The organism is Desulfonatronospira sp. MSAO_Bac3, assembly GCF_003838035.1.
GTDB classification, from domain to species: domain Bacteria; phylum Desulfobacterota; class Desulfovibrionia; order Desulfovibrionales; family Desulfonatronovibrionaceae; genus Desulfonatronospira; species Desulfonatronospira thiodismutans.
The window spans coordinates 1-26,875 of sequence record NZ_QYZY01000317.1 but is presented as its reverse complement, the minus strand read 5'-3'; the positions used below and the strand labels follow the sequence as shown (position 1 = coordinate 26,875).

15 protein-coding genes are annotated in these 26,875 nt (G+C 54.4%); 5 read left to right on the top strand and 10 right to left on the bottom strand.

What is annotated here, in order from left to right; all coding sequences use genetic code 11:
• The 4 genes from D5S03_RS11185 to D5S03_RS11170 all read left to right on the top strand — a co-directional run.
• The coding region (locus D5S03_RS11185; RefSeq protein WP_287044039.1) for a methyl-accepting chemotaxis protein at positions 1–1,442 on the top strand (1,442 nt) is incomplete at its 5' end.
• Between the two features lie 104 nt (positions 1,443–1,546).
• Entirely contained in the window at positions 1,547–2,089 is a 543-nt protein-coding gene (locus D5S03_RS11180; RefSeq protein WP_287044037.1) for a chemotaxis protein CheW, read from the top strand.
• A gap of 196 nt (positions 2,090–2,285) precedes the next feature.
• The gene (locus D5S03_RS11175) at positions 2,286–3,407 is read left to right on the top strand and encodes an Hpt domain-containing protein (RefSeq protein WP_287044035.1); all 1,122 of its coding nucleotides are present in this window, start codon (positions 2,286–2,288) and stop codon (positions 3,405–3,407) included.
• The gene (locus tag D5S03_RS11170; RefSeq protein ID WP_287044034.1) at positions 3,404–5,506 is read left to right on the top strand and encodes a chemotaxis protein CheA; all 2,103 of its coding nucleotides are present in this window, start codon (positions 3,404–3,406) and stop codon (positions 5,504–5,506) included. The genes D5S03_RS11175 and D5S03_RS11170 overlap by 4 nt, the downstream gene beginning before the upstream one ends.
• 82 nt (positions 5,507–5,588) lie before the next feature.
• On the opposite strand, the gene D5S03_RS11165 is transcribed toward D5S03_RS11170, so the two are convergent.
• The 10 genes from D5S03_RS11165 to D5S03_RS11120 all read right to left on the bottom strand — a co-directional run bounded on the left by D5S03_RS11165 (position 5,589) and on the right by D5S03_RS11120 (position 24,404).
• Complete coding sequence (locus D5S03_RS11165) at positions 5,589–7,526, bottom strand: response regulator (protein WP_008870992.1); 1,938 nt, start codon at positions 7,524–7,526, stop codon at positions 5,589–5,591.
• Between the two features lie 222 nt (positions 7,527–7,748).
• Entirely contained in the window at positions 7,749–10,508 is a 2,760-nt protein-coding gene (locus tag D5S03_RS11160) for a PAS domain-containing sensor histidine kinase (protein WP_287044033.1), read from the bottom strand.
• A gap of 17 nt (positions 10,509–10,525) precedes the next feature.
• The gene (locus tag D5S03_RS11155) at positions 10,526–10,864 is read right to left on the bottom strand and encodes a circadian clock KaiB family protein (RefSeq protein ID WP_008870990.1); all 339 of its coding nucleotides are present in this window, start codon (positions 10,862–10,864) and stop codon (positions 10,526–10,528) included.
• 16 nt (positions 10,865–10,880) lie between these two features.
• Positions 10,881–11,219, bottom strand: coding sequence for a circadian clock KaiB family protein (locus D5S03_RS11150; RefSeq protein ID WP_008870989.1), 339 nt, complete (start codon positions 11,217–11,219; stop codon positions 10,881–10,883).
• Between the two features lie 78 nt (positions 11,220–11,297).
• Positions 11,298–12,986, bottom strand: coding sequence for a circadian clock protein KaiC (kaiC, locus tag D5S03_RS11145; protein ID WP_008870988.1), 1,689 nt, complete (start codon positions 12,984–12,986; stop codon positions 11,298–11,300).
• 618 nt (positions 12,987–13,604) lie between these two features.
• On the bottom strand, positions 13,605–16,352 hold the full coding sequence (locus tag D5S03_RS11140) for a PAS domain S-box protein (RefSeq protein WP_287044030.1): 2,748 nt from the start codon (positions 16,350–16,352) through the stop codon (positions 13,605–13,607).
• A 38-nt stretch (positions 16,353–16,390) separates the two neighbouring features.
• Positions 16,391–19,843, bottom strand: a complete 3,453-nt coding sequence (locus D5S03_RS11135; protein ID WP_287044028.1) for a PAS domain S-box protein — start codon at positions 19,841–19,843, stop codon at positions 16,391–16,393.
• A complete protein-coding gene (locus tag D5S03_RS11130; RefSeq protein WP_050775211.1) occupies positions 19,833–20,987 on the bottom strand; it encodes an ATP-binding response regulator in 1,155 nt (384 codons plus the stop codon). Before D5S03_RS11130 ends, D5S03_RS11135 begins: the two co-directional genes overlap by 11 nt.
• Complete coding sequence (locus D5S03_RS11125) at positions 20,962–23,316, bottom strand: PAS domain-containing hybrid sensor histidine kinase/response regulator (RefSeq protein ID WP_287044026.1); 2,355 nt, start codon at positions 23,314–23,316, stop codon at positions 20,962–20,964. Before D5S03_RS11125 ends, D5S03_RS11130 begins: the two co-directional genes overlap by 26 nt.
• 2 nt (positions 23,317–23,318) lie before the next feature.
• Positions 23,319–24,404 carry an HD domain-containing phosphohydrolase gene (locus D5S03_RS11120; RefSeq protein WP_287044025.1) on the bottom strand — a complete coding sequence of 362 codons (1,086 nt, stop codon included), beginning with the start codon at positions 24,402–24,404 and terminating at the stop codon, positions 23,319–23,321.
• 696 nt (positions 24,405–25,100) lie between these two features.
• Between D5S03_RS11120 and D5S03_RS11115 the strand changes: the two genes are divergently transcribed.
• A complete protein-coding gene (locus tag D5S03_RS11115) occupies positions 25,101–26,405 on the top strand; it encodes an EAL and HDOD domain-containing protein (RefSeq protein WP_050775210.1) in 1,305 nt (434 codons plus the stop codon).
• Positions 26,406–26,875: the final 470 nt, after the last annotated feature.

Below are 26,875 nucleotides of genomic sequence, written 5' to 3'. Positions count from 1 at the left end.
TGAACATGATGGCCGAGTACGTGGACCGTATAGCCAAGGGGGATATCCCCGAGGAGATCACCGACGATTACAAGGGTGATTTCAACGAGATCAAGAACAACCTCAACCTGCTCATGGGTAATTTAAAGGCATTGTTCAAGGATATGAACGGTCTGATCCAGGATGTGTCCGACGGTAAACTGGATACCCGCGGTGATGCAGGCAAGTACCAGGGGGACTGGGAAAGCCTTGTCAACCGTGTCAATACGCTGATCGATACCTTTGTGGCCCCCATGAACATGATGGCCGAGTATATTGACCAGATTTCCGACGGTAATATTCCAGGACTTATTGAAGAAGAATACCGGGGAGACTTTAATAAACTCAAGAACAATATGAATATGCTCATCAATTCCATGAATAAAATCGTAACCCTGGCCAAGGACCTGTCCCAGGGCCGCTTAGATGTAGAAGTGCAACAGCGTTCAGAGCACGATGAGCTTATGCAGGCCATGCAGATAATGATAGAAGAACTGCAGAATGTTGTGGGCCAGGTACAACAGGCCACGGAACAGGTGGCCTCGGGCAGCGAAGAGATGAGTTCCTCTTCGGAGCAGCTTTCCCAGGGTGCTACCGAGCAGGCCTCCAACTTGGAAGAGGTGTCTTCCAACATGGAACAGATGGGCTCAAATATCCAGCAGAACGCGGACAATGCCGCCCAGACCGAGAAGATCGCCCTGCAGGCGGCTAAGGATGCCGAAGACGGCGGTCAGCAGGTCCAGGACACGGTCCAGGCCATGAAGGATATCGCTCAGAAGATCAGCATCATAGAGGAAATCGCCCGCCAGACCAACCTGCTGGCTTTGAATGCGGCCATTGAAGCGGCCAGGGCCGGTGAGGCAGGCAAGGGCTTTGCAGTAGTGGCGGCTGAAGTACGCAAACTGGCCGAAAGAAGCGGCCAGGCCGCCAACGAGATCAGCGGACTTTCCGCCTCCAGCGTGCAGGTGGCGGAAAAGGCCGGAGAGATGCTCAAGAAGATGGTCCCGGACATCCAGAAGACCGCGGACCTGGTCCAGGAGATAAGTGCTGCATCTAAGGAACAGAACTCCGGGGCGGAGCAGATCAACAAGGCCATCCAGCAGCTGGACCAGGTGGTGCAGCAGAATGCTTCTGCTTCGGAAGAGCTTTCCTCCACTGCTGAAGAGCTGTCCAGCCAGGCCCAGCAGCTCCAGGATATAATGAGCTTCTTTGTCGTTGCTGATGACGGCGGCAGGTCCAGCAAAGGCAGGGGTGTCCGGGCCCCAAAGCCTGAGGGGCGCAAAGCTCTGGATAAGGGTTTTGCCGGGAACGGCAGGAAGACACAGCAAAAGCCCAGGGCTAAGGCGTCAGGCATGCCGGCCAGGCGACTGCAGCTGGATATGGGTCCCAAGGACGCTGAGGACCAGGAGTTTGAGCGTTATTAAATGAGTGCCGGGCGGCCCCTGTAGCGGCCTTAAAAGGGCTGAACACAGATCCCGGCACATAACGGAAATAAAACCACCGCTCAGGCTGGTTGCAAGGAGTTCTTATGACAGAGAAAGGCACAGGCCAGAGCAACACATATCTGACCTTTTATCTGGATCAGGAGTTGTTCGGGCTGAATATTGATTCCGTCAGGGAGGTGCTGGAATACACCGCCATCACTAAGGTACCCAGGACCGCCGACTACATGCGCGGCGTTATAAATGTCCGGGGCCGCCCGGTCCCTGTGGTGGATCTGCGCAAAAAATTCGGTCTGTCCCAAGCAGAGCAGACTGTGGACACCTGCATTATAATTGTGGAGGTGGAAATAAATGGGGAGTCCAGCATCATGGGAGCACTGGTGGACGGGGTGCAGGAGGTCCTGAACATTTCTTCCGAGCAGATAGAAGAGACTCCCAGGCTCGGAACAGCGGTCAACATGAAGTTTATTCTCGGGCTGGGCAAGCTGGAGAATAAGTTTGTAATCCTGCTGGATATTCAGGCCGTTTTCAGTCTGGAAGAGCTGACTTCCATGGCTGAAAGCAGTGTTGAGCAAAGTATGGGCAGCAGTATGGACAGCAAGCAGGAAGATGCCGGTCTGCAGGTCTGATGGCTGGTTTTCAGGCATTTCATCCGGGGCGAGGGTTCAGGGGGCGCAGTCGTGATGTCGGCATCCAGACCCCTGAGCCCTTCGGCACGGTGTGAAGTCTTTTGGCAGGCTTTATTTCCATGCAGAAAACAGCGACAGATATATATGCATACGGCAAGACCATTGCATATAAGAACGGATAGTAAACGAGGAGCTTATGGCTGACGAACTGGTGACAGCCTTTGTGGAGGATTCCAGGGAACATCTGGAAAGTATTGAGTCGGATATCCTGATCCTGGAATCCATGGAAGGAGGTCTGGACGAAGAGCTGGTCAACCGCATTTTCCGCACGGCCCATTCGGTCAAAGGAGCAGCAGGTTTTCTGGGGCTTTACGCCATAAAGGATCTGGCACATAAACTGGAAAACGCTCTTCATCTTCTGCGCGACGGACAAATATCTACGTCTGCACAATCGCATTTCTTTCAGGTTTTGCTGCAGGGTTTCGACATGCTAAAACTCATGATCAATGATCCTGATGAAAGTGAAAATCTGGACATTTCTGAAGTAATCAGGGCGGTGAACAGTGTTTTCCCCGCCGAATCCCTGGCCAGCGAGGAATCAACACTCATGCTTTCGGCCGAGGACGGACATAATTTCTTCACTGTGGATGACCTGTCCCTGGAGCATGCGCTAAAAGGCGGTAAATTTCTTTATCATTTTGAGTTTGACTTGATCAATGACATCCATCGTCAAAACAAGACACCCTACGATATAATCAGGACCCTGCAGGACAGCGGCCTTATTCTGGAGTGCCGGGTGGACATAGATGCAGTCGGGGATCTGGATATGGAGATTACAAACAGAATTCCCATGAACGTCCTGTATGCCACTATCATCGACCCTGAAATAATTAGTGTTCTCCTCAACATTTCCCCGGAAAAAATCCGCAGGCTGAGCCGGGAAATGTTTCATCAACAGGGCCGGAGCACGTCTGGACTAAGGGATGGGCTGGACAGCCCGGTACACGACCCTGGGCTTGCGGGCATCCGGGAAGATCAGGGTGCTCTTGTGGTTCAGGTGCCGGAACAGGCGGACAGGAGCCAGGCATTCAGGATACACCAGGCTCTGCTCAGGGCCCTGGACTCTTCGCCTAACATCCGCCTGGATATGACCCGTACAGAGTGGGTGGACGCATCATTTGCCCAGCTTGTCATTGCTGCACACAAGTCCTGCCTTCTTCAGGGCGGCAGTCTTGGGATAGTTGCTCCCATCCAGGAGCCTGTGGCCAGGTCATTGCAGGAACTGGGTCTAAGTCCGTTTACCGGGGGGGCTCAATGAATCAAAGGTTTTCCATGTTTGTAGAGGAATGCCGTGAAGTGCTGGTAGAGCTTGAAGAAGCACTGCTGAAGCTTGAGATGACCCCCGGCTCCCCGGACGGGGTTAACAGGGTGTTCAGGTCCCTGCATACCATCAAAAGTTCCGCAGCGATGCTTGGGCTGGAGGATGTCCGCGAGTTGAGCAATGATATGGAAACAGTGTTCGACCTGGTCCGGTCCGGCAGGGTGGACTCCAGCCGGGAACTGATCACGCTCTCCTTCAGGTACAAGGATCTGCTGGAAAGATACCTGAATAACCCGGACAGTGGCCTGCCCCTGGAGGAGACTGCGCATATCCTGTCCAGCCTGGAAAACCTGGTGGATTTCAGGCAGGAACAGGAAGAAACATCAAACCAGATCCAGGGAAATGACCAGGAAGACATGGATAGAGCATCATACCTGGAAAAACAATCCGGTGGTAAATATCATTATCACCTGCGTTACACCCCCGGGCCGAAAAATTATGACCTTTTCAATCCCATGGACATCCTTGAGGAACTGTCCAGACTGGGCCAGTGCTATACCGGCATTCACCAGGAAGATGTCCCCCCGCTTGAGGAACTCGACCCCGGGGTATGCTCTCTATCCTGGGATATTGTGCTGAGCACTCATGCTGATGAGGAGGCAGTAAAGGATGTCTTCCTGTTTCTGGACAACCCGGGAGAGGTATCCATTTTCAAGAGCATCAGCGAAGCCGAGGCTTGGGAACTGATTTCCGCCTTGACCAGCCAGACAGGACCTGTGCCCGCCGAAGAAGGGTCCCTGGAGGTTGCCCCGGCCAACCCGGCATCTTCCATGAATGGCGAGCCAGGTTCATTGTCCGCCGGAGACAATTCAAAAGCGGCGGGAACACTTAGAAAAGATTCTGAAGTAACTGGCGGGGCAAATTCGGAGAATACGGCTTCCATCAGGATCAGTACTGCCAAAATGGACGAAATGGTGGACCTGGTGGGGCAGCTGGTCATTGCCCAGGCCCGTCTCAAACAGATTGAGTCTGAACTTCACCATGTCGACCTGACATCTGTAAGCGAGGAAGTAGAACGTCTGAGTAACGACCTGCGCGAAAGGACTCTGTCCATGCGCATGGTGCCCATGGGCTCAACCTTCAATAAGTTCAAGCGACTGGTGCGTGATCTTTCCCTGGAACTGAACAAGGAAATCGAGTTGAAAACCTATGGCGCAGAAACAGAGCTGGACAAAACAGTAATAGAAAAAATGAACGATCCCCTTGTGCATGTATTGCGCAACAGCATAGACCACGGCATTGAAGAGGCGGACAAACGTCAGGCCATGGGCAAGCCCCGCAAGGGATGCATTAGTCTGTCCGCCAGACAGAGCGCAGGCCAGGTGAATATCACCATCCAGGACGACGGCTGTGGAATAAACCCGGACAGGATTTTCAGCAAGGCTGTGGAGCGCGGTCTGGCCCGGGCTGATGATCGACCTTCCGACAAAGATATCCTGCAATGGATTTTTCATCCTGGGTTTTCCACTGCAGACAAAGTTACTTCAGTGTCCGGCCGGGGAGTGGGAATGGACGTGGTCCGCCGTAGTCTGGACGAGTTGAAAGGCAGTGTGGAGGTGGACAGCGAGATCGGGGCCGGCACGACCATAACCATCGGCCTGCCTCTAACCCTGGCCATTATTGAAGGCCTGATGGTCATGGTGGACCAGGAATACTATATTATCCCTCTTTCAGACGTGGTGGAATGCGTGGAAGTAAGCCGTAAAAACCAGCAAAAGCATCATGTGACCATGACCTGCGACATCAGAGGACAGCTGATGCCCTGCATAAACGTACGCAACTGGTACCAGGCAGGCACCGAAGCCCCGGAAATAGAGCAGGCAGTGATTGTCCAGGCTGGTTTGCGCAGGTTCGGCCTGGTGGTGGACAGCATCGTGGGGCAGCACCAGACCGTGATCAAAGATCTGGGACGGGTATTTGCCGGGAAAAAATGGCTGTCCGGGGCAACCATTATGGGCAGCGGAGCCCTGGCGCTGATCCTGGACGTTCCTTCTATGGTCAAAGAGGTCGAGCAAATGGAGAACGTGAGGCACTGAAAAGATCTTATTCAGGGCGCACTCTCTCGCAGGCATCTGTCTATGCGCTGGTTTCCCCTTTGTCTCCAGTTACCGGGAGCTTTTATGACCGCACCAGGCCGTGCTTTTTGAAGGCCTCTCTGAATTCCTGTATGCCCAGGGGTTTGGGCAGGTAGTCATCCATGCCTGCTTTCAGAAAATGTTCCCTGTCTCCGGGCTGGGTGTAGGCGGTTACCGCAAAGATGGGAATATCCTTTTTGGCTCCCAGGTTGTCTGCAGCCCGGATCCGGGTAGTTATCTCGTCGCCTCTTATGCCTGGAAGCTCTATGTCCATAAGTATGCAGTCGTAGTCATTCATGGCCAGCCTGGACATGACCTGGTCTCCGTGTTCCACTGACTCCACCCGGTGGCCTTCCCCCTGGAGTATCTTTTCGAAAAAAATCCGGCTCAGGGAGTCGTCTTCCGCGATAAGGATGCGCATCCCGGCAGGCTTTTCATATTCATTGACCCTCTCATTTTCAGCAGGCCTGGTTTCCGGCACGGTTTCAAAGGGCAGTGTAACGTATATGGATGTGCCCTGTCCTTCAGCGCTGTCAACGGATATTGTGCCGCCCATGAGCTTTGCCAGGCGGTGGGTTACGGTTAGACCCAGGCCTTTCCCTTCATGTTTCCGGGTCAGGGAGCCGTTTACCATGTCGAACGGCTTGAAAATCCTGTCCTGCTTGTCATCGGGGATGCCCGGCCCGGTGTCCGAGACGGTGAACAGCACCTGCAGCTGATCCTGATGCGACTGGGGCAAGGGATGGATGTCCAGAGTGACCTGTCCGTGTTCCGTAAATTTGAGGGCGTTGCCCACAAGGTTGAAGAGGATCTGGCGGACCATGGTGGAGTCCCCCATGAGGGTGTCCGGAAGGGAGGGCGAGAGGTTGAAGGTCAAAGGGATGCCTTTTTCCCGGGACTTGATTCCCAGCAGATCCCACAGGGAATCACACACATCCTTCAGGTTGAAGGTTCTTTTGCTGACGTCCTCCCGACCGGCTTCCAGGCGGGAGAGATCCAGGATGTCCGAGAGGAGTTCAGTCATTCGCCTGGAGGCCTGGTGTCCCATTTCAATGAATTTTTGCTGCTCTGAGTTCAGGGGAGTGGACAGGAGCATCTGCATCATGCCTTCAATGCCGTTTAAGGGGGTACGGATCTCATGGCTCATGTTGGCCAGGAATTCATTTTTGGACTGGTTGGCGGCTTCGGCATCCTTTTTGGCATTTAAAAGGGCCTGCTGGGCCTGCTTCTGCAGGGTTATGTCCCGGCTGATGGCCAGCACGGTAACGATATTGCCGCTGCTGTCACGTTCCGGAACCATGCGGACATTATGTATCAGTCCTTCATTGTCCCCGCTGTAGAGGCTCATTTCCTCCTCCAGAGGTTCTCCGGAGTCAAAGACTGTGGCGATGGATTTTTCCCAAAAGCGGCAGCAGGACTCGGAGTACCCCAGTTCACGGTGGGTCCTGCCGATGTATTCTCCGGGTTCGGTTATGCCCAGGTCCCGGATATTGTCTGAAACAGAAACATGCCTGGCCTGCCGGTCGAAACGGACAATGATGTCCGGCAGTTCTTCTATAAGAACGCGGCGGCTCTCTTCGCTTTCCCGCAGCAGGCGGTTCAGACGCAGGTGGGTCTCCACCCTGGCGTAGACTTCTTCGGGCTGAAAGGGCTTGCTTACATAATCCACGCCCCCTGTATTGTATGCCTGAACCTTGTCCGATACATCCTGCAGTGCGCTTATGAAAATAACCGGGATGTCCTGAAGATCCGGGTCCTGTTTCAGTTTCCTGCAGACCTCGAATCCGTCCATGCCGGGCATTCTTATGTCCAGGAGGATGAGGTCCGGCGGGGTTTTCGAGGCGGCTTCCAGGGCCTGTTGACCGCTGGGGAAGGCCACAACCTGGTGCCCTTTTTTAAGGAGCATATCCATGAGCAGGTTGAGGTTGGCCGGGGTATCGTCCACAATCATTATTCTGGCCTGGTGAAATTCCTGTTGCATTGTATATTGCTTCCTGTTTGATGGTTGGTATTTTTTAAAAAGCTTATTAACTTGAGAGTTCAAAGTTCCTGGTTCTTCGTTCCTGGTTGAAAGAAATAAAGTCAACAAATTTGGATAAGAAATGACCGCAGGAGCGGTCGGGCTACGCTCCCACGCAGAGCGTGGGAGCGATAAACCCCCAGATTATGCAAGCATTATGTAACACTTATTTTATGACAAACCCTAAGCACCGGAATGGTTCAGCCAGTGCATGATTCTGTCATACTCGAAATTACGGGCCATATCTTTGAGTTTCACGGCCGATTCCTGGTCCTGGCCGGCGGCTTCGTCCAGGGTCTGCATGAGCTTGACCACATCTCCCTGGGATACTGCTTCGCAGATCTCCTGGGTTACGGAGTGATCAAAGCCGGGCGGACCCCTGTCGGCCTGGGGCTTCTGCATAGCAGAGGCGGGTTGCCGGGGGGTGGTTTGAGTCCGGGCTCTTTTTACAGGTATTTCCAGACGAAAACAGCTGCCCCGGCCCTCCTGGCTGCTCACTGTCAGGTTGCCCCCCATGAGAACAGCGTATTCCCGGCTGATGGTCAGGCCCAGACCGGTCCCGCCGGGATGCATTTTATCCTGAGCCTGAAAAAAAGGTTCAAACAATCGTGCCTGATCCTGCGCAGTTATTCCCGGACCGGAATCCTGCACCTGGAATACCAGGCCCAGGTCCTGTTCTTCACAGGCAGTATCAGCAGGCCCAGGTGGTTTTGAGCTTATGGTCAGCTTTACTTCCCCGGTGCTGGTAAACTTGATAGCGTTGCTTAAAAGGTTGGTCAGGATCTGCAGCAGCTTGCCCTGGTCGGCATGCAGATCCGGGGGGAGATGGGGATCTTTTTCCAGTACAAGTTCAAGGCCCTTGTCCTGAGCGCTCAATTCAAACATGGTCATCAATTTATCAATCAGGCCAGGGAGATGAAAGTCTTCAGGGTGAAGTCCGCTCTGGCCCGCCTCTATACGGGACATGTCCAGGATGCTGTTGAGCAGCTGAAGCAGATGATCCCCGCTGCGCACAATGGTCCCGGCCTGGGCGGCCTGCTTGGCCGGAAGAGCTGGATCGTTCTCCAGCATGCGGGCGAACCCGAGGACAGCATTCATGGGGGTGCGGATTTCATGGCTCATGTTGGCCAGGAAACGGCTTTTGGCCCTGTTGGCTTCTTCGGCGGACCTGCGGGCGATAAGTTCCTGATGTACCTGTTTGCGCTCGGTGATGTCCTGTACCAGGGCCATGATATGCTCCTGGTTGCTGTAATAGATTTTGCCGATTTTGACTTCTACAGGAATAACCGAGCCGTCCTTTTTGTGGTGTTCGGTTTCCACAGTCATGGATTGGCCGGGGAGCATGGATTGCCAGTAGTTTTTAACCTCCTCCTGGCTTAACTGGTCAGTGTGCAGATCAAAGACGTTCATGCTCAGCAGTTCTTCCCTGGTATACCCGGTATTGCTGACTGCAGCGGCATTGACTTCGATAAACCGGCCTTCCATGTCGTGCAGGTATATCATTTCCACAGACTGATCCACCAGGGCCCGGTATTTTTCCTCTCTTTCGCGGAGTTTGTCAGCGGCAAGTTTGTTTTCCGTGATATCCTGGATGGCCCCATAGGAGAGGACCACACGTCCTGCATCGTCTAATTCGTGTAAACCCTGTTCCCGGACATAACGCACTTCCTGACTGTCAGCCCTGACTATCCGGTGTTCGAATTCAAAGCCCTGAGATACGTCGAGCATTGACTCCAGGTATTTCTTGTGCACAGATTCCCGGTCTTCGGGGTGTACTGCATCAAGAAAAGACTGGTAGCCCGGCTGGAAAGATTGCGGGGCATAGCCAAACATGCGATATACCTGATCCGACCAGGTCAAAACGTCTTTGTCCAGGTCCATTTCCCAGCTGCCGATGTCAGCGATTTCCTGGGTTCTGGACAGCAGAGCCTGGCTTCTTTTCAGGGCCTGCCGGTTTCTTTTGACCTTGCTGATATCTCTTGCGTATTCCACAACGCCGGTAATATTTCCCTGCTCATCCCGCATGGGATAGGCAAAGACTTCCATGGTTCCGGTTTCAACTCCATTCTGGATTATTGGTATTTCTTCCACCTCCAGGTTCCCGGTCTGCATGGCCCTGGATGTGGGGCAGAGGTCACATGGTTCGCGGCGGCCATGAAAAGCTGTGTAGCATTTTTCCTGACGGGAGTGATCCAGGGAGTACAGGTTCTGAATTACTCTATTGGTCTTTATTATGTTCATGTCCTTGTCCAGAACGACTATGCCGTCCTGGATGGTGTCCAGTACTGATTCCAGGAAGTTTTGATTTTCCTTTAGTCCTTTTCTGGCTTTATTAAGATCTCTCACCAGGCTTTCCAGGGTTTCACTGTAACGTTCTGCTTCCTGGGCCCTGGCCCTGGCCGTCTGCTCAGCAGCCTTTATTTCCTGCAGGCGCTTGTGTTCGCTTAAATCAGTGACCACGGCACAGAAAGCGCCCTGGATGTCCTGTGTTTCCAGAGGGGTCAGGGAAAACTGAGTCGGAACAAGAGCCCCCTGGGAATCAACCAGATTGATTTCTCCACTGGACCTCTGTCCGCTTTGGCCTTGCAAAAGAGAATAGAAGCGGCAGCGGTGGCCGGATTGAATCCACTGCACCAGGTCCGAGCCTGCAACCAGGTTCAGGTGGCTTTTAAGCATCTCGGCAAAGCGCTGGTTGGCGTACAGGACGATGCCGTCACTGGACAGGGTCAGGGCGCCTTCACTCATGTCTTCCATGAGCACCCGGAATGGGTGGTCCGCCCCCTTGAGGGTGAAAACCTGCTCTCCCTGGTCCGTTGAGACCACTAAGGCGTCCACCTCTCCGCTTCTAATGGCCCGCAGTGTTTCCTGTGTATCTTCCAGCCTGGCTCTCAGTTCTGCGTTTTCCTGCTGCAGATCCTTTGCATCCTGTGTTTTGTCGTGCATAACCATTTGAAAGCTTTTTATCTGACTTTTATATCCAGGCCGGCCAGCACCCGGCTGGTGTTGGACATGTCACCGATAATGCAGCGAAGGGGAGGCGGCAGTTCTTTTATCAGGGTGGGGGCGGTGACGACACATTCTGGCAGCTTGAGTTCCGGTTGCTGGTAAAGGTCAATGACCTCAAGATGGTAACGCCCCGGCAGGTGTTCCTCACAGATTCGCCTGATATTCTTGATGGCCCTGGCAGAGGCGGGCGAGGTTCCGGCGACATAAAGGCGCAACAGGTAAGTTTCCTGTGGGCCTTGATCCAGGATTTGCTGAAATTTTTCAGCAGTGCTTCTGTTTTTGGTGGAACCCAAATTGAGCCTCGTACAGTTATTCGGTTTCGTGCTGTTTCAGATCAAGGCCCACCAGGACACGATCAGTGTCTGAGAGGTCCCCGATAATTTTCCTGAGGGGCGGCGGCAGCTTACGCACCAGAGTAGGAACGGCCAGGATCTGGTCACCCTTGGCCAGTTGAGGATTTTCTATCAGGTCGACTACTTCGATGGTGTAGCGCCCCTGCAGATGTTCTTCACACAGGGCTTTGAGGTTGGCAAAAGCAGTCAGGGATTTGCTGGACTGGCCGGCCACATAGAGCCTCAGGTTCCACATGCCGCTGTCCGTATCCTGCTGCCTCATGTCGTCATCAGGTTCCTGGTTCTGGTCGCTCATTGTTTTTCTCCGTTGTTTACTGTCTGGTCTTTTCAAGGAAAACCATGCCGAATGTAAGGCTTAAAAGATAAATGCAGGCTATAATCTGCCCTGCCGGCTCTTAGTGATTTCGTCCATGTCCTGTTCCATGAGCTGTTCCTGATTCTGCTCTTCCTGAATCAGCATGTTTATCTCTGCCTCCTGGCTCTCAAACTCTGCCTGCATGGCGGATATCTTTGCCTCTAAGGCCTTACGCCTGTTTTCAATATCGTGTTTTTTCTGCTGGATCCGGCGGCTGCGCTTATTCTTTTCGGCCCGGTCCCGGGCTTCTCTGGCCAGCCTGGCTGTACCTGTGAGTATGCCCTCTGTTCCGGCGTAAACGTCCACCAGTTCCACACCATGGTCAGTGAGAATAAACTCGCGGATCTGCTTGGAGTGGTTCATGCCTCTGGATTTGAGGATGTAAATGCCCCGGTTGCGCTCTGCGCTTATTTCAATATCCCGCAGAAGAAGCCAGGTATCGATCAGCGAGGATATCTCGGTGTCAGTGCTTTCCTGGTGCCTGCCCCCGATGGTCAGGCTGGTGAACAGGGCTGTAATTCCCTGGCCTTTGAGGAAGTCCGCCAGGCGCATGAGCATGGCCTTGACCGAAGGCTGATTGCTTTCCCCCAGAAGGGAGTTGATGGGATCGACTATGACCACCGAAGGCTGAAACTCTTTGACGCATTGCATTATTCTGGCCAGGTGCATTTCAATGCCGTAGACACTGGGCCGGGCAGCCTCGAATCTCAGCACATCCTGGTTTATCCAGGGTTCAAGGTGAATCCCTATTGAACTCATATTGCGCAGAACCTGGTGAGGGGACTCTTCATAGGTAAAATAAAGGGTCTTTTCGCCGCGCCTGCCGGCAGCGTCGGCAAAATGGGCGGCGATACTGGATTTACCGGTACCGGCGGTGCCGGAAATCAAAACAGTGCTGCCCCGGTAATAGCCCTGGTTGTCCAGCATGTTGTCCAGGCCGGTGATGCCTGTGTTTACACGTTCAGTTGACACCCTGTGCTGCAGGTTCAAGGAGGTGACCGGAAGTACTGAAAAGCCTTTGCCATCTATCAGGAAGGGATATTCGTTGGTGCCGTGGGTGGATCCACGGTATTTGACAACCCGCAGACGTCTGGTGCAGACCTCGTTGATCACCCGGTGATCCAGCATGATTACACAGTCCGAGACATATTCCTCCAGGCCATGGCGGGTCATGGTGCCTTCGCCCTGCTCACCCGTGAGTATGACAGTAACGCCCCTGTCCTTGAACCAGCGCACTAAGCGGCGCAACTCGGCCCGCAGGATAAAGTGGTTGGGCAGGGCGGAAAAAAGGGTCTCCAAGGTGTCCAGGACCACCCGCCTGGCCCCTGTTGTGTTGATGGCATGTTCCAGGCGGATGAACAGTCCTTCCAGGCTGAACTCCCCGGTTTCCTGGATTTCTTCCCGGGCAACGTGAACGTATTCCACCAGCATTTTCCGTTCCTGCACCAAGGAGGTCAGGTCATAGCCCAGGGAGGCTACGTTACGGGCCAGGTCCTCTTCTGTTTCTTCAAAGGCCACAAAGACTCCGGGCTCCTGGAACTGTTGCGCCCCGTGGATGAGAAACTCCATGCCCAGCAGGGTCTTGCCGCAGCCGGCGGAGCCGCAGACCAGGGTGGACCTGCCGCTGGGCAGGCCTCCGTCCAGAACTTCATCTAAGCCCTGGATGCCTGTGGGGGATTTGGATAAGTAGTTGTTGTGTTGGGTCATTTTCTGCTCTTGGTGTTTTTTGTTATCTGTTATCTGTTAATTGTTAATTGTTATCTGTTATTTGTTATTTGTTAATTGTTAAAGGAAGGGAGCTGAATATCGAACCACCCCCGACCCCTCCTTAACCAAGGAGGGGAGCAGATTGAGGCGTGGCAACATTTTGTCGCATGCCTCTGTATAAATACTTTGTCTGGATCTTGATTAAACTTCCACCACCCAAGTAAGTCCAGGGCACGGTACAGCTCCCCTCCCTTAGGAAGAAAGTATGGGTGTATGGGGGTATCCATGTGTGGGTGTAAAGATATTTTTACTCCCATACTCCCATACGCCCCTACTTCCATACTTCTTAAGGGGAGCAGATTGAGGGGTGGCAACATTTTGTCGCATGCATCTGTATAAATTCTGCGTCTGGAGCTTGATTAAACTTCCACCACCCAAGTAAATCCAGGGCACGGTGTAGCTCCCCTCCTTAGCCAAGGAGGGGTCGGGGGTGGTTGTATGAGCTCCCTTCCTTATAAACATTTTTCATCCAGGTTAACTTCATCCTGACTTTTTGTATACATTTTTTTTGTGTCAGGCTTCAGGCCACAGCTTCTCCGGTCGGGCGAGATCAGGCGGCTATTGCCACGCAACCGTGTTGCGTCCCAGGCTTTTGGCCTTGTAAAGCATCATGTCCGCCTGATGGATCAGTCCTTGCCGGGACATGCCCGGGAAGGGACAGGACGAGGCAACTCCGGCACTGACTGTTACAAATGAGCCTGCCTGGGAACCTGTATTGGGCATGCCCAGGTTTTCTACAGACATGCGCATTTTTTCAGCCACGACAACAGCTGACTGCAGCGGGGTATCCGGAAGCAGGGCTATGAACTCTTCTCCGCCGTAACGGGCCAGGACGTCGCCTGCCCGCATGAGGCAGGCTGAAAGGATACCGGCTATCCTCTGCAGACACTTGTCCCCCTGGATATGCCCGTAAAAGTCATTGAACTGCTTGAAGTTGTCTATATCCAGCATGAGTATTGACAGACAGTGTCCTCCACGCTTGGCCCTGCGCCATTCTTCCTCCATGAGCTGGTCGAATCTGCTGCGGTTCATGAGCCCTGTGAGGTGATCGGTTATGGCTGTTTTTTCCAGGATCTTTCTGGCCTGTTCCAGCTCGGAAATGTCTATGGACACCCCCAGGGTGGAGTCTTTGCCGTCATATTCGAAGGGATAGACTGTAAAAAGAGACGGGAAAGTACTGCCGTCTCTGCGCACCAGGTTGACCTTGTCCCTCCAGGGCTGATTTTCTTTCAGGGTCCTGTGGATATCCGGAAACCTGGGTATGTCAGCGGGATCATGCAGCATGGCCACAGGTTTGCCCAGGACTTCTTCCCTGGAGTAGCCGAAAAGGTTTTCAGCCCCCGGGCTGAATTCCAGGATGATGTCTCCGGAGTGGGGCATGTTCTGGGTGACCACAAAGGATACGTCCTGGCTGGCCTGGAATATGGACTGCAGCAGTACCTGCCGGGATTTGAGTTCGGTTATGTCACGGCCCACACCCTGGATTTCCACGATGTGTCCATGCTCATCCAGAACAGCGTTGTCTTCCCAGAATATCCATCGCCAGCCGTCTACAGTCATGGCCCGCTGCTGCACCTGGATGCGGTGGGGCGGCACCTTGAGTCCCTCCATGGCCTGAAGAGTAGCCTGGATATCATCCTGGTGCACCAGGGGAGTAAAGGATTTGCCCATTAGTTCTTCCCTGGTCCTGCCGAAGGTCCTGCAATAGGTATCATTGACGTAGGTGAGCCTGTTATCGGTATCCACCCTGACTATGAGATCATTTTGCGACTCCACCAGGCCGCGGTAGCGCCTTTCGCTTTCGCCCAGGGCCTGCTCCATCTGCTTTTGACTGGTGATATCGATAAAGACCGCGGCAAAGCGCCTGTGGGATATCTTATAGGCATGGACCATGTAAAAGCGCTGCAGGGGACTGGAATAAAATTCAAAGTCCATGGGATCACCGCTGGATACAACCTGGCCGAAAAAAGACAAAATGGAAGTGTTTTCAATGCCGGGCAGGACCTGGGAGGCCCGGCGTCCCAGTACTTCCGATGGTTTCAGCCCGGTCTGGGTTTCAAAGGCCGGGTTCACATCCAGAAAGATGTAGTCCACGGGGTCGCCGTGGGGGTTTAGCACTATTTCATGCATGGCTATGCCCACCGGGGCATTCAGGGTCAGGCTCCGGAACTTTTCTTCACTTTCGGCCAGTTGTCTGCGAATCTGCAACCGCTGGGTTATGTCCACTGTCAGCCCGTCCACCCGGACAGGAGTGCCGGTGGAGGGATCAAGTATGAGCCAGTGGCGGTCGTTTATCCACCTGATTTCCCCGTCCGGCCGGACTATCCGGTACTCTAAGCTCTTGCGTTTTTCCCGGGGCAGGTCAAGCAGGGATTTTTCCACTATGTGCCTGTCTTCGGAATGTATGGCCTGAAACCAGAGATTGTTGTTTTTCTGCAGTTCTGCAGTTGAGTATCCGAATATGCCGGACAGGGAGGGACTGATGAAAAGGATATCCATATCAGGCCAGGATGCGGACCAGACCCCGTCGTCCATGTTGTTCAGGATGCTCTCCATTTTTTCCTGCTGTTCCCGGGCGAATTCCTGGGCTGCCTTGCGAAGCTCAAGTTCCTGCCTGGTCTCTTCCACGGCCCGGGACAGAGCCCTGGTCTTCTGCAGGACCGCATTCTGCAGATGATTCTGGTTGTACATGAGATGATGCTGCATCTCCAGCCATTCGGTAATGTCCAGGAGGCTCAGGCAGGCCAGGGGAGAGCTGCTCCCGGGTCCTTTGATGATATCCCCTCTGGCCTGGATTTTCCTTTGGACTGCGTCCCGTCGGGTGATCCAGAACGATTCCGGGGGAGGAATGCTTCCGGAAGCCAGTTGCCGGTAAAAGGCTTCAAAGGCCTGCCTGGATTCCTGGTGAACGTGCTTTAGAAATAAACCAAGGGAGGGCTCCCTGCTGGTAGAGTACCCCAGGGTTTGCCACAGCTGTCGGGACCAGGTTTCAGGACCGTTAGGGATACTTATGTTCCAGGTGCCGTGGCCGGACATGAAGGGGATCTGCTGCAAAGGTGACGTGTCCACCTGGGATTCTTCCGGGTACTCTGGTTCCTGGTCTGAAGAGAGAAACAGGCTTGCTGGGTGTACCTGCAGCAGGGTGCAGAGTTTCCTGATGAGCCCGAAGGATGGTCCGGATTCGCCGCGTTCCAGGCAGCCCATGTGATGCCTGCTTATGTCCAGCATGTCTGCAAGCTGGCCCTGGGTCAGGTTCTTCAAGGCCCTGAACAGCCTGACTCTTTCGCCGAAAGTCTTTTCCAGCATAAAACGCTTCCTCTGCCGCAAACAGGAACCGGTCCCGTCTATTCCCGGTTCTGCCCGGACCGGGCCTGATCCAGCATTGTTTCCAGCTGTATGTAGTCAAACCTCTCAGCCATTTCCATCATGGTATCCGAGGTCTGGGGATGCTTCTTGCGGATGCTGGATATGAGTTCTTTTAGCAGGCGTACGTCACCTTCTTCCAGGGCACTGCGCATTTTACTTATGGTTTCCGGGTCCAGATCCGCTGGCAGCATTTTTTCCTGGTACAGGCCTTGTGGCTGGTCTTGCCGGGTATCAGACATGACATATTCGATTGCCAGTCCCTGCCCCAGGAGCCTGAAAAGATCCTCGGGCTGAAACGGCTTGCTCAGATATTCGTCCGCCCCGGCGGCAAGGGCAGCCTCCCTGTCCTGCTGAAAGGCAAAGGCGGTAACGGCCACGATAAACGGACCCTGTTCACCGGCAACCTGCCTGATGCTTTTGATGGCCTGATATCCATCCATCCCGGGCATGCGTATATCCATTAACACGGCCTGTGGGCAGCGCTCCTGAAAAAGATCCAGGGCCTCCCGGCCGTCTGCTGCTTCCACTGTTTCAAAGCCCAGGGGACGCAGAAGTTCCACCAGCATGGAGCGGTTGTCCTTTTTGTCATCCACCACCATGACCAGCACAGGGGCCATGTCCGCAGGCAGGGACTGTACTCTGCCGCTGGGGGGTTTTCCGTCTTCTACAGGCCTGGTTGCCTGTTGAACCGGCACCTGGAGACAAAATAAGCTGCCCTTTTCAGTGTGGGGGGAAACGCTCAGGTCTCCGCCCATGATGCGGGCATACTTCCGGCTGATGGGCAGGCCCAGGCCCGTGCCGCCTTCACCTGGATCACGCCCGCCCTGGTGAAAGGGATCAAAAATTCTGTCCATTTCCTCCGGGTCTATTCCTGGACCGCTGTCCTGGACCTGGACGTTGAGCGTGAAACCGCCCTGGCCGGTGCCGCAGGCTTCTGAGTTTTTTTCTGCAGAGATGCGGCAGGTCACCTCGCCCTGGGAGGTGAACTTGCAGGCGTTGCCCAGAAGGTTGACCATGATCTGGCGCAGCATGCCCGGATCGGCGTGGCCGGCACGGGGCAGGGAACCGTTCTTTTCAAAGGTCAACTCCAGCCCTTTGGATACGGCCCGGGGGATAAACATGAGCTCCAGATCCTCGAAAGTCTGATGCAGGTTGAAATCCCTGGGGTTATGTTCAATCTGCCCGGCCTCTATCCTGGACATGTCCAGGATGTCATTTAAAATGCTCAGAAGATGATCGGCGTTTCGGGAGATGCTTTGGACATGCCTGGCATGGTCGGGGCCAAGAGTTGAATCCCTTTCCAGGATCTGGGCGAATCCCAGGATGGCATTCATGGGGGTGCGTATCTCGTGGCTCATGTTGGCCAGGAAAGTGCTCTTGGCCTGGCTGGCTGCTTCGGCTGCCTCCTTGGCCCGGACAAGTTCCCGGCGGGTTTTCTCCAGTTCTGTAATGTCGATAAATGAGGCTGCAAACTGCCCATGGGCCATCTGGTAGGCGCTGATCATAAAGTGGCGGTTCAGGGGCGGTGAAAATTCCTGGAAGTTTGCAGTCTTGCCGGAAAAGGCCACCTGGGCGTAGGTGTCAATAAAAGATGAATTCTCGATCCCCGGCAGGACCTCTGTGGCCCGGCGGCCGGTGACTTCCTGGGCCGACAGGCCGGTGTGGGTTTCAAAGGCCGGGTTTGCATCCAGAAATATGTAGTCCACGGGCCGGCCGTGCTCATCTATGAGTATCTCGTGGGTGGCCATGCCCACGGGTGAGTTTTCAAAAATGAGGCGGAAGTTTTTCTCGCTTTGCTGCAGGTCCTCCTGGGCCTTTTTCAGGTCTGTAATGTCCCGGCCCACCCCCTGGATCTCCACAATCCGGCCCTGCTGATCCAGTACGGCGCTGTCCTCCCAGTGGATCCAGCGCCACCCGTCCACGGTCATGGCCCGCTGCTGCATCTGGGCCCTGTAGGGAGGGGTTTTGAGATCTTCCATGGCCTTGAGAGTATCCTCTATGTCCTCTTCGTGAACCAGGGGGGTGAAGGAACTGCCCAGAAGTTCTTCCCTGGTCCTGCCGAACACCTTGCAGTAAGTGTCATTGACGTAGGTGAGCCTGTTGTCCGGGTCCACCCGGACAATAAGGTCATTCTGGGACTCCACCAGGCCCCGGTAGCGCTGCTCGCTTTCCTGCAGGGAGTTGACCGCCTGCCTGTGCTCGGTGATATCCCTGCCCACGGCCTGGTATTCAAAGACTTTGCCCTGTTCATCAATAAAGGCCCGGTCGGTCCACTCCTGCCAGCGGATCTGGCCGTCAGGCAGCCTGATACGGTGCTGGTAGGTGATTTCCGGTCTGTCGGGTCCCAGGGAGGAAAAACATTCCTGGACATACTGCAGGTCATCATCATGGACCATGGGCAGGAATACCCTGCCCAGAAGGTCCTGTTCATCCCTGTTGAAATACCGGCAGTAGGCCGGATTGACATAGGTCAGAGTGCCGTCGGGCAGAAACCTGCATATGAGCTCGGACTGGGTGTCCACAATGTTTTTTAGAAGCTGTTCCTTGTATTTAAGCTCGGCCTGCTGCTCCTTGCTCCTGGTTATGTCCTGGAAGATGCCCAGTACTCCGATTATATTGCCTGATTCATCCCGGTAGGGCACCTTGGTGGTACTGATCCACAAAGAGCTGTCCCCTCTGCTGTAACTTTCTTCAAGTTCCAGGGGAGCATCCTGGGTTATTACCCGGTGATCGTCCCGGCGGTACTTGCGGGCCAGTTCTTCGGGGTGCAGGTCGAAATCGGTTTTACCGGGTATTTCCTCCGGGGTCAGGCCTACATCCCCGGCGTATATTTGGTTGCAGGTGACATAGTTCGAGTTGAGATCCTTGATGAATATGCGCTGGGGCAGGTGCTCCACCAGGCTTTTAAAGGTGGCTTCGCTTTTTTCCAGTTTCCTGGATGTCCGGCGCAGACGAAGCTCGGCCAGTCCCTGGTCCCCCAGCATGGCGGCCATTTCAGACAGAAAGGCCAGGGCGCTTTGAAAGGACCTGTCATCAGCCGGAGAAGACTCATCTGCGTCCGGGTCTTCCCTGTCAGGACGAGCTGAAGTTTCCGGGGCGGACATAAAGATACTGGCCATCAGGGTGCCGTCCACCAGCACAGGGGCGATGCCTTCCAGGTAACCGTCCGGGCTCTCCCGGATGCATACCCGGTGCCGGGCATTGTCCGCAGTGTATGGATGCTTGCCCGGGTTCAGGCTGTCACCGGTAACCAGCTGAAAGCTCTTGAACCTGGAGCCCAGGTCCTTCCAGCCTGTACTGATGAGCATTTCCTGGCCGGGATAGGACAGGATGCCGATTTTGTATCCGGTGGAGGCGGCGTAGTTTTCAAACATGCCCTGCAGGCGCTCCAGGTCCACCAGGTCTTTGAAAAGAAAGGTTTTATGCGACAATTTTATTTTTTCCTGTTTCAATTTTTATGGAGGCTTCCAGCCATCCAGTGCGGTTTTCCTCCTTAAAAAGCCGAAGTCCGCCCCCGGAGGCCAGCAGGAACTCGTGGGCCACAACCGGGGCCAGGGCCAGGTCCTGGGCGGCTGAATATCCTCTTACCTCGGAATCCATGTGAAAAAAAGTTTCAGTTTCCCGGGCTGTGAGCTCCAGATTGTCCAGATGGATTTTCAAAGCAAGGTTTTGCCCGTCTACTTCTGTAAAGAGCTGCAGCAAGGACCTGTTGGAGGAAAAACAGAGCCCCAGGCGCAGTATGGTTTCCATGGTCCTGTTGAAAAGAGTCATATCCTGGCTGGTATAAATCTGCTTCAGAAGTTCTTCCCGGTCAACAGTTACGGATACTTTTTGCAGGCAGTTGCGGGCCGCATCCAGATATTCCCATATGGATACCCTCTGGTAGCCGTCCCGGGCAAAACTGTCCATGCCGGCGATGGTGGAGGCGTCTTCAATGAGATTGTTGAGGCGTTTGCGGCTGAGAAAGAAGTTTTCCCTGAGCTGCTGCAGGTCATTGTCCATGGGGCAGATATCCAGAAGAACCTGGCTGATGCCCAGGAGTCCGTTGACCGGGGTGCGCAGCTCATGGGAAAGCATGCGCAGAAAACTGTTTTTGAGGCGCTGCATGTTCTGCAGCTGCTTGTTGGCGGCTATAAGTTCCCGGGTACGTTCCCGGACGGTTTCTTCCAGCTGGAGGCTGTGGCTGTACAGCAGATCCTGAAGGGACTTGGAGGCCAGGTGGCTTGTCACCCTGGCATGGACCTCTTCAGGGTGAAAAGGCTTGGTGATGTAGTCGGCCCCGCCTTGGGAAAAGGCCCGGATCTTGTCCTGGACCTGGTCCAGGGCACTGATGAATATTACTGGAATTTCCTTGAGTTTATCATGGGCTTTGAGCCTGCGGCAGACCTCGAATCCGTCCATTTCAGGCATTTTGATGTCCAGAAGGATCAGGTCCGGGGGATTTTTGTCAGCCGCCTTGAGGGCCAGGGGACCGCTGGGAAAGGCCACCACCCGGTACCCGCTGACTTCGAGCATTTCCTGGAGGACCTTGAGGTTTTCAGGATAATCGTCAATTATCATCAGTGTCTTCTGCATACTGTGTCTCATTTTGTTCCTCCACCTGCTTGAGCCAGGACTCAATTCCCTGGTAGTCATAGTTCTGGATCATCTTCAGCAGAGTGTCTGCTGCATCCGGGTCTGTCCTGTGCAGTTTTCCGGCGATTTTTTCCAGGACCAGAATGTCCCCCTCGGAAACGGCAAGACTTAGATCTTCCAGGATATGCCCTGGCAAGCCGGGGGCGGCAAGGCATGCATGAGGTCCTGCAGCATTTTCCCCCGGGGCATCATTGCACGCATATATATACTGCAGATGAAGTCCTTTGCCCAGTTCCTCCAGGAGTTCCACATTCTGGAAGGGTTTGCGCAGATAAGCGTCGACTCCTGTATTCAGGATCTCCTGTCTGTCCTCTTCAAAGGCGCTGGCGGTGACAGCCATAATGAAACAATCCCTGCCGCCGGGAAGCCCCCTGACCCTCTCTACTGCTTCGTAGCCGTCCATGACGGGCATGCGCATGTCCATGAGCACTGCATGTGGCGGCCAGTCCTGAAATATTTCCAGGCAGTGGGCCCCGTTTTCAGCCTGGCGGGTCTCGAAGCCCATGGGCTCCAGGATGGCCTGCAGAAGGCTGCGGTTGTCCAGTCTGTCGTCCACTATGAGGATGCGCACCGGTCCTGTGCCGGGCTGGAGGCCCTGGATGATTCTTTCAGGTTTTTTTTCTGTCCTTGGCGGTCCTGTGGAGGTCTCCACCAGGATATGCACTCTGAACAGACTGCCGCGATCCTTAGTGCTGCTGACTTCTATGTCCCCGCCCATGAGCCTGGCAAAGCTGCGGCTGATGGCCAGGCCCAGGCCGGTGCCTCCTTCTTTGATGCCTTCTTCAGCCTGCTGAAAAGGTTCAAAGAGCTTCTGCTGATCAATTTCCTGGATTCCCGGCCCAGAATCCTCGACTTCAATGGTGAGACGAAGCCTGGAATCATCTTTTTCACCAGTGTCCTGTGCCGGTTCAGTGCGAACCCTGCAGGCCACGCCGCCGGAACTGGTGAACTTGACGGCATTGCCCAGGAGGTTGACCATGATCTGCCTGAGCATGCCCTGGTCAGCCCGGATATTCCCGGGCAGATGGCGATCTCTTTCCAGTATGAACTGCAGACCCTTGGCCTCGGCCCTGGAGCTGAACATAAGCCCCATGTCCTCAAGCATATCCACGAGTCCGAAGTCCTCAGGGGAAGATTGGACCTGTCCGGCCTCTATCTTGGACATGTCCAGGATGTCGTTTATGAGCCGCAGCAGGTGGTTGCCGCTGCGGGTGATGGTCTTGAGATGACCGGCCTGCCTGGGAGTCAGGTCCGGGTCCTGCTCCAGGACCTGGGCAAAACCCAGGATGGCGTTCATGGGAGTGCGGATCTCGTGGCTCATATTGGCCAGGAAGGTGCTTTTGGCTTTGCTGGCTTCTTGGGCCCTGTTTCTGGCCCTGGCCAGTTCCAGATTCTGGGTTTCCACCTCTACGGCGAATTCCTGCAGCCTGTTCTCGGCAACCTTGCGATCGGTTATGTCCCGGTTGCTGCCTCTGCGGCCCAGGTATTCACCGGTTTCGGAGAAGACTGGAGTGCAGCTGTGGCTTATCCATACTTCCCTGCCGTCCCTGGTTCTTATTCTGAAGTCGGTTTCAGAATGCGATTCCTGCTGCAGTTCATGGTCACAGGACTTGAGGCAGTTAAGCAGGGGCAGGTCACCAGGGTGGATGATGCGCCGGAAAAGATCGGGATCATATTTGAATTCTTCCGGGGTGTAGCCTGTCACCCGTTTGCACGAGGGAGAAATATACAGAAATTCCCCCTGCGGGGACAGCCAGTATTCCCAGTCATAAGTAAAATCAGCAATGGTCAGGTACTTTTCCCGGCTTTCCCGCAGGGCCTCCTGGAAGTGCATGCGACCGGTGACCTCGCTGAAGACGCCCATGCAGATATTTTCCCCCACAGCAAAGACCCTGACCTCGAAGTACTTGGCCTGGCTGGAGAGAAAGTGCTGAAAGTCGACGGGCTGGGTGCCTCCCATGGCCTGCATACAGGCCCGGTTCAGCCTGGTTGCCAGCTCCGGCAGGGCCTGCAGGGTGGACCTGCCCATAAGTTCCTGCCCGGCTGCCCCGGTCATGTCTTCAAAGGCAGGATTGACCTCCTGGATAAAGAACTCCTCTTCTTTGCCTGAACCAGGCTGCCTGCTCAACAGGGCGCATCCGTCGGGCATGTGCATCAAGAGCCGGTGGTAGACATGCTGCAGGTTTTTAAGCTGCAGTATGAGGCTTTGCTCATCATGGCTCTTTTCCGGACAGCGGCGTTCACTGGAAGATGCATTGCCGGTTTTCATGTTCAGGACTCCTGGGTTAGAATGCTGCAGATCCGGTCCTCTATGGCCGTGAAGGCCTGGACAAGCTCAGGGTCGAAGTGTGTCCCCGAACCTTCCTGAATTATGCGCAGGCTCTCCTGGTGGGAAAAGGCCTTTTTGTAGGGCCGGCTGGATCGCAGGGCATCATAGACATCAGCCAGGGCCATTATCCTGGCGCTCAAGGGTATGCTTTCCCCGGACAGGCCCAGGGGATAACCGCTGCCGTCCCATTTTTCGTGGTGGTACCAGGCGATATCTACACCCATGCTGAGGAAGGTGTTTTTTGGGTAGCGTTCCAGAGCCTTCTGCAGTGTTCTGCCCCCGATTTCACAGTGAGACTTCATGTTTTCGAATTCTTCCTTAGTGAGTTTGTCCGGCTTGAGCAGGATGCTGTCGGGGATGCCGAACTTGCCTATATCGTGCAGCGGCGCTGCCCGGGAAATATTGTCAATAAAGTCGCTGTTCACCTGGGAAGCACAGGCTGATTCCCGGCTTACCTGGTGGGCCATGGCTTTGCACAGATTGCTTGTGCGGGCGATGTGACCGCCGGTTTCCACGTCGCGCAGCTCCACCAGTTCCGACATGGCATGAATGGTGGCCAGCTGGGATTCGGAAATTTCCCGGACCTTTTCTTCCACCTGTTTTTCCAGGTGCAGATTGTAGTCCTCCACCTGTTTCTGCAGGCCCCGCAGCCGGATGTGGGTGGCCACCCTGGCATGGACCTCTTCGGGATGAAAGGGCTTGGTTACATAATCCACCCCGCCGGCGGCAAAGGCCTGGACCTTGTCGCTGGGATCATTGAGAGCGCTGATGAAGATGACGGGTATGTCTTTTAGTCCTTCCTGTTCCTTGAAACGCGTACAGACCTGGAAGCCGTCCAGGCCGGGCATCCTGATGTCCAGAAGGATGAGATCCGGGGGCTTGCGGGCGGCGGCCTTGAGGGCCATCTCCCCCTGGGGGAAGGCCATGACCCTGTAGCCCCTGCCCTGAAGCATCTCCTGCAGAAGCTTGAGGTTGGCCGGGGTGTCGTCAATTATCATAATGTTTTTTTTGTCCTGGTGATTGTTCATTCTATAAGCCTGTAAGGTTGGAATTTCAGGGTGATATGGTTGCAGATTGAGGTAAGCCTGGCCTCGGAAGTAAGTATTGCAGAAGATAGCAGCCGGTATATCTGACGGCTTACAAAAAGAGCGGATGTCCGGCGTGTGAAAATCCGGGCCGGGTTATATTTAAGATAACATCGATGTCTTCCTGTAAGACTTGCCTGTGCCCGTGTAAACTATCTTAAACATAGTATTTGCAAATAATATAATGACAAAATTGTCATTTTAAAGAGGTGAAGGGAGAAAGTCGTCTGTTTACAGGCATTTTCCAGAGGAATAAGGGCAGGTGCGGGACCTGGCTGAAATCCGCTGCGTCATGGACTTTTGGAGATATATACATTAGTGATTTACTCCTGAAACTTTGTCATAAAAAACAAGAAAATTTTCACGCAAAGACGCAAAGACGCTAAGTACGCAATGGCAAAGACGCAAACCAGGTGTATTGTCCAAAACCGGGACATGGTTTTGGACAAGGCTGCCTTCCCTTTGCGATCTTAGCGCCTTTGCGTGGAAAAAAATGGGTTGCGGACATGCCCGCTTGGCCCGAGTTGGATGTCACAAGTGAACAAAGCCGTTATAAGCTCGCTGGTGAACGGCTGACGGGTGGCTGTTCAACATGCCCGGGGCGAATTCAGGAGATTTTTTGCTGCTCTCAGGAGTTAGTTGTGGATATATCAGATAAGCGGAGTGATACTGGAGATGATTCAGGACAGCAGGCAGGTCAACAGTGATGAAGGCACAGGCCCGGACAATGTCTATGTGGCCAGGCAGCCGGTATTTGACCGGGAGATGAATATCTGGGGCTACGAGCTTTTGTTCCGGGAAGGTGCCGGGAGTCAGAGCGCTGCGTTTCAGGACGGCGACCTGGCCACCTCAAGGGTGATAGCCGATGGGTTCGGCCTGGCCACGGAATGGCTGCGGGAAAATCAGCGGGTCCTGATAAACTATCCTGCATCCATGCTCCTTGGAGGCAGTCCCAGGGCACTGCCTCCAGAGACGGCAGTGGTGGAGATCCTGGAGACCGTCAGGCCGGACAGGGAAATCCTGGAGATATGCATTCAACTAAAGGAGGAAGGCTACAGCCTGGCTCTGGACGATTTTGTGGGCAGCCCTGGTTATGAGCCCCTGCTGGAACTGGCTGACCTGGTCAAGGTTGATGTACTGGGCATGCATCGGGATGAGCTTGAGCGGATTGTAAATGACCTGCAAAGACATAAGTGCCTCCTGCTGGCGGAAAAGGTGGAGGACCTGGAAATGTTTGATTGCTGCAGGGAGCTGGGATTTTCCTATTTCCAGGGATTTTTCTTCAGCAGGCCCCAGCTGGTTTCCGGTAAAAAGCTTTCCTCCAGCCGTATTTCCAAGGTCAACCTGCTGCAGGAGCTTGGCCGGCCGGATCTGGACTTTACGCGCATAAGCGAAATCATCAAGGGTGATGTATCCCTTAGCTACCGGCTGCTGCGTTATATAAATTCTCCTGGAATGGGGCTTGCCTACGATGTAAAATCCATATCCCAGGCAGTCACCATGCTGGGCCAGAGAAGGATCGCAGCCTGGCTGCGGGTGCTGGTGCTTGCGGACATGGACCCCTCGCCCCGGGCCAGGGAGCTTTTGTTTTTCTGCCTGCAGAGGGCGTGGTTTCTGGAGGCGGTGTGCGACCGGGGGGAAGCGGTCTGCATGGAATCGGACTCCATGTTTCTGCTCGGGCTTTTTTCCTCCCTGGATGCTCTGCTGGCCCAGCCCATGGAGGAGATTGTGCAGAAGATTTCCCTGGATGAGCGCCTGCGTGACGTGCTTATGGGGAGAAACCCGGAGATGCAGGCCTGGCTGGACCTGGCCATGGCCGGGGAACGAGGGCAGTGGGATATAGTGGAACGGACATTAAAGCACCTGGGCGTTTCCCGGGAGGACGCCGCCCGGATCCAGAACCAGGCTACTGCCAGGGCCAGGCAGTTTCTGGATCTGGTGTGAAGAGAAGGATGATTGATGATAAGGAAGGGATCTCGTACAACCACCCCCGGGGTTAAGAAGTATGGGTGTATGGGAGTAGGGGCGTGTGGGAGTAGGGGCGTATGGGAGTATGGGAGTGAAAATATCTTTACACCCACACATGGATACCCCCATACACCCATACTTTCTTCCTGAGGGAGGGGAGCTGTACCGTGGCTTGGACTTACTTGGGTGGTGGAAGTTTGATCAATACCCAGACGGAGTATTTATACAGATGCATGCGACAGAGTGTTGCCATGCCTCGATCTGCTCCCCTCCTTGGTTAAGGAGGGGAGCTGTACCGTGGCTTGGACTTGCTTGGTTGGTGGGTTTCTGGAATTTTTATAAGGAAGGGAGTTCATACAACCACCCCCGACCCCTCCTTGGCTAAGGAGGGGAGCTACACCGTGGCTTGGACTATTTGGGTGGTGGAAGTTTGATCACGATTCAGA